4 protein-coding genes are annotated in these 5,105 nt (G+C 44.2%); 1 reads left to right on the top strand and 3 read right to left on the bottom strand.

The features are described 5' to 3' along the window. Positions 1-305: 305 nt before the first annotated feature. The 3 genes from R7F67_RS19485 to R7F67_RS19475 form a co-directional block, all read right to left on the bottom strand. Positions 306-515 (bottom strand): hypothetical protein, encoded by a 210-nt coding sequence (locus tag R7F67_RS19485; RefSeq protein WP_228010021.1) that lies wholly within the window; start codon positions 513-515, stop codon positions 306-308. A 91-nt stretch (positions 516-606) separates the two neighbouring features. After that, positions 607-861, bottom strand: coding sequence for a bacteriocin immunity protein (locus tag R7F67_RS19480; protein WP_054576354.1), 255 nt, complete (start codon positions 859-861; stop codon positions 607-609). Further along, positions 862-3,474, bottom strand: a complete 2,613-nt coding sequence (locus tag R7F67_RS19475; RefSeq protein WP_258630631.1) for an S-type pyocin domain-containing protein — start codon at positions 3,472-3,474, stop codon at positions 862-864. A gap of 598 nt (positions 3,475-4,072) precedes the next feature. On the opposite strand from R7F67_RS19475, the gene R7F67_RS19470 reads away from it, so the two are divergent. Continuing rightward, positions 4,073-5,105 (top strand): leucine-rich repeat domain-containing protein (locus R7F67_RS19470; protein WP_318057309.1); only part of this gene is annotated, 1,033 nt, incomplete at its 3' end.

Raw genomic sequence — 5,105 nt, 5'->3', positions numbered from 1 at the left:
TGGTCGGTGTTGGCTGTGGTCTTTGTGTACGGTCGCTGTTTAGCTGAAGCGATACATATGGTGTTTTTACCCGTGAACACATTCGTAGTGGGCACGTTGTGGATGTAATAGTTCTAAGAAGTCTTTGCCCCATTATAAGACAGAGTAAATACTCATTCATATCCTGTTAGTTGGTTTTTTCCTTACTAAAAGTAATCCATTCTCTAATGCTATTGTTGTTAATCCTCGTGTTGTATTACGGGGGCTCTTAAGTTATCAACATCGTACACAGAACCACCATGTTGTATTTATTCAACATGGTGCATTTAGAAAGAACGTCTTCCCCCAACGGTATCCTTAAACCTTGCTCGAGGAGCTTTGCCATCCATCATCCGTTTAAGGTTCGCAGGTATAAATTGACTTGAATCGAGAGTTTGCCAACTTGCTTCACCGTTTTCTTCTGGCGTCCAATTGATGGTTGGTACGTTATCTTCAATCGCAATGGACAAAATATTGAGTTCACCGAGAGCAACCATAAGGTTCTGACACAAGAGGATTTTGAGCGGATTTTAGAGCAGGCTGAGGAATGGGAATGGGAAAAGGCGTCATTGTGACGCCTTTTATTTTTTACTCTTTGAAGCAAGGAAGCCCCTGCTCTTGGTACCACCTTTTAATTTCATTAACAACTCCCTCTGGCGAGTCATCTTGATCAGGTTTAGGCCAAAATATTAGGTCGGTCCCATCAGGGTGTTTAACAATTTCTGAAAAATGTAAGATAAGTTTGTCCTCCTCACTTTCAGGTAAATCGTTATCACATATTGTGCTGACAAAATCTTTAAATTCAGCAAATGTATACTCGGAAATATTATTTTTTAACTTCATTTAATTCTTACCAAAGTGGATTCTCTTGTGATGTTTAGGAGTAACGACTGCAAGGTTATCAACATGGAAAACAGCTCCCCCCTTAGATATCTCATGTTGGTGATGGATCTCATATCTGATCATTTTTCCATAGTGTTCACCTTTTGGAGCTATAGGAGATTTACCGGAACTAATTTTCTTTTGGTTCGTTCTGTTGAATTGCGCCATAAGCACACTATCTTTAGAAACCTCTATCCAGAAAGCTTTTCGGAACGCATCAAAATTACTAAATTCTTTCCCTCTCAGCTTATCAGCTATTTGAGAGGGTATTGGGGCTCCTAAGTCCTTACCTGCACCTGCCAACCAAATGCCAAAGATATCTTCGCCTTTCCCGGTAACGACTCCGGGCTTATCTCTCGGGCTTTCTTTGTAAACCACATAGAGCGGAGCAATACCTGAGCTTTCAGGGAATACCAAGATCGCATCGCGCCAGTCTTTCTCTTCTGGCGCAGGCGTAACGGTGACGTTAGCATCGCTATCCGAGTGGATTGGCGTGACCAGTATATCGTCTTTTTCAAACCCATCACTATGATCGGGGGTAGTTTGCCAACTTGCTTCACCGTTTTCTTCTGGTGTCCAATAGATGGTTGGTCCGTTCTCCTCAATCGCAACGGACAGCTGGCTATTATTTCCCTGTTTCACGTATTTGATGGGGATGCGCGTGTCGTCTACATGATAGCCCTGCACGTGCGGATAAAACTCCCCATCTTGGGGCTCGGTAATGTGGACACGAACACGGCTTTGCGCCGTGGTCACTTGGCGTAAATCTTGGTCTGTATATTGGGTGTTATCGCCAAACAAGCTTTGCTGCATGGCAAACAAAGCGCCAATGCCTTCTACTTGCCAGCGGTAGCCCTCAACTATCTTATCTTTCAATGTGCCGGCCAGTTTATCCAACTGCATCGCCGCAGTTTGGGTTTGTTGCGTTTGCTCTGGTGAGCCAGCGACAGCGGCGGAACTTCCCATGGCCATTTGTGCTTGTGTTGCTTGAATGGCGGGTATGACAGCAGCTGGGGTCGCATTCGCTTGCGCAAAGAAGAATGACCAAGGCCCGAAGTTACTGATTGACTCTTGTTGGTCGCCAATTTCAATACACCCTTCTGGCCTGATGCAGGATTTAGCGAACACGAGCGAGCTTGTGGCGTCTTTTAAGTTAAGGATGGCGACATCACCTTCTACAAAATCGGCAGCGTTGATAGCTCGATATTTGGTCAACCCAAGTAAAGGATCGCTGTGCTGGTAATGACTGTTGCGGATGTTGTTGTAGGTTTGCGGGTGCAGAGGCGGAAAAGTGTTCTTTTTGTCTGGTGCTTGTTGTTGCTGTGCTTCAGCAACAACAATTTCATCACCAATTGCGAGTGATAGAGGGTCGGCCTCAAACACTGGGTTAAGCGAGAGCAAGGCTTTAGCTCCCATACCATACCGTTCAGCTATGCTCTGCCAGGTTTCCCCCGCAACTACGATGTGCGTTGCTGCGGTTTGTTCTGCTTCCGCTTCATCGTTGTAATCTTCTGCGCGTGCTTCTTCCGGCTGTTTACCTGCATCAAACAGTGCAGGAATATCCAACTTTATCCCGTTTTCGCTCAGCCAATCTTCACTAAGATTATCGAGCTCTTCACGCGTGATTTGGCGCTCAAGATAAATGATGTATTGGTTCTCAAGGACTTGGTTGGCCAACTTCCAATACACCAAAATAGCGCTTTGATCCTTGGTAAAACCGCGCTCGTCATTGAGCGTCTCTTGTGTCGATCGCGTAGCGTAAAATGCCCATTTTTCTTGTCCGAGAATTTTGTACTCTTGGACCAGTTCACCATCATTAAAGTGGTAGTAATAGCCCTCTGTCGGCAAGCCTAGGCGTTCGCCCAATCGCACAGCCGGAACGACAGGTATAAAACCTTCCTCAGTTTTATGGCTGCCGGCTTTTTGTAGTGTGATTGATTCCAATGGTGTCAGCCCGAGATTGTCGTCAGCGATGTGGATATTTAAACGCTTTGGCTCATCAAACACACATAACGCTGTGTAGCGGGTACCTTGCTCGGTATTGGCTTGCTCCCAGCGGGTTACCGCGTTCTCTTTTTCAGTTTTCGCTAAAGCAAAGTCATTGTGCACCATTTTCTTTATGGTGGCATCCGAGCAGCCGACTTCGAAGCTGTACTCAAATTCCTTGGTGATTTCCTCTTCACTTTCGACTGCGATCGGCTGTGGCGTATAAGCTCGTTCGAGTGCCGCGGTCTCTCCAATACGTGTGCTGTATCCTCCCGTTGCTCTGGAGATTTTCGTCTTTGCTAACAACTCCTCAGCCGCATCATCCGAAAATGCAGAGATAACCTCAGAGTTCAGCCGCCATGTTTTAGGACCAATTGGGTCGTTGTAACTCAGAAGTGCGGGAATTTGAGGTGTATCACTCACGAGTACGAGCTTACCCTCGTGGAGGTGGTGTTTTAGCTGATCAAAGGTAAGATGAGCAGGAATGGCAGAGGCGATATCTGCTTCCGCGAGGTTGTGGAAGTTGCCCTCTATCAACCCGAATTCATGGGACATTACTTCCGACAGTGGAAGGGTTTTATACGACACACAAATACCTAAAGTAAAAGCCAAATATCACGTCAAAAAGCGAGAAGCGTGCCATTTAATTTTTTAATAAAATCAATTGTTTGGAATAATAGTAATGTACGTCTATCCAATTTTTTGGTTATGGTGCCAATAAATTGGATATAAATCCAAGAAGTTGGTCGGTGTTGGCTGTGGCCTTTGTGTACGGAATCTGTTTAGTTGAAGCGATACATATGGTGTTTTTTCCCGTGAACACATTCGTAGTGGGCACGTTGTGGATGTAATAGTTCTAAGAAGGTTTTGCCCCAAAATTCGTTAGGTTAAATACCCTATAAAGTTAAAGAGCCTGCGTTTACCCTACAAAAAGTCATTTAGTAGAATGAAACTTTCACGATTTGGGCCTTTTATATGTATGTTTTGCTTGTCAAAGCGTCCGTTTTAGTAGCGAAACTAGCTAAACAACTTGTTGGAAGTGGACTAACTGCGGAAAGTATTGCTACCTTACGTTTATCTCAAAATAAAGCTGACTACCTGTGAACGCTTTTATGCGTTGGTAGAGGGTATTTGACGGTCTTAATAAAATACGGGAACAGCCATGACATTATCAAGAACAAGGCTCATGAAAGCAACAGCTCAAATTCTTGGCACTTTACTCTGTTTAGCCTTTCTTACTGGCTGTGAACGAGCAACGGAAGGGTTGCAATATGCCAAAAATCGTGATGGTTCAGATGACAAGTCAATACTTATTGGCTACAACGGTAACGACACAGATGTCGTCATCCCAGATTCGGTCGAACTTATTAATGGGGGGACATTTTATGACAAGCAGCTCACCAGCGTGGTCATCCCAAAATCGGTTACTATAATTGGAAGACAGGCATTTGAAAAAAATAAACTTACTAATGTGGTTATACCAGATTCGGTGACCTCCATTGGGGAGCGGGCGTTCGCTAAAAATAATCTCACTAGCGTTACTATTCCTGATTCAGTGACCTTCATTGGGGAGCGGGCATTTAATAAAAATGCAATATCAATAGTTAACAATGTCCCATCAGATGGTATTATTTTTGCTCGTAATGATGATGGCACTGAAAACAAAAAGATCATAATTTCCTATGGTGGAGCAAGAAAAGAGATTGCTATACCAGATTCGGTGATTACTGTTGATAGTTGGATGTTTGCTGAAAGTCAGCTCACCAGAGTTACTATTCCTGATTCGGTGACCTCCATTGGGGAGCGGGCGTTCGCTAAAAATAATCTCACCAGCGTGACTATCTCAGATTCGGTGACAGCTATTGAGTACGAGGCATTTCATGACAACCAGCTCACCAGCGTTACTATTCCCGATTCAGTGACCTCCATTGGGGAGCGGGCATTTTCTGACAACCAGCTCACCAGCGTTACTATTCCTGATTCAGTGACCTCCATTGGGGAGCGGGCATTTAATAAAAATGCAATATCAATAGTTAACAATGTCCCATCAGATGGTTTTATTTTTGCTCGTAATGATGATGGCACTGATAACAAAAAGATAATAATTTCCTATGGTGGAGTAAGAAAGGAGATTGTTATTCCTGACTCGGTGACCACAATTGGAAAGTATGCGTTTTCTTCTAACAATCTCACCAGCGTAACCATCCCAAATTCGGTGA

It is taken from the genome of Vibrio sp. YT-17 (assembly GCF_033337375.1).
Taxonomy (GTDB): Bacteria; Pseudomonadota; Gammaproteobacteria; order Enterobacterales; family Vibrionaceae; genus Vibrio; species Vibrio alginolyticus.
The sequence above is the reverse complement of the archived record's forward strand: the minus strand, read 5'-3'. Positions and strand labels throughout refer to the sequence as shown.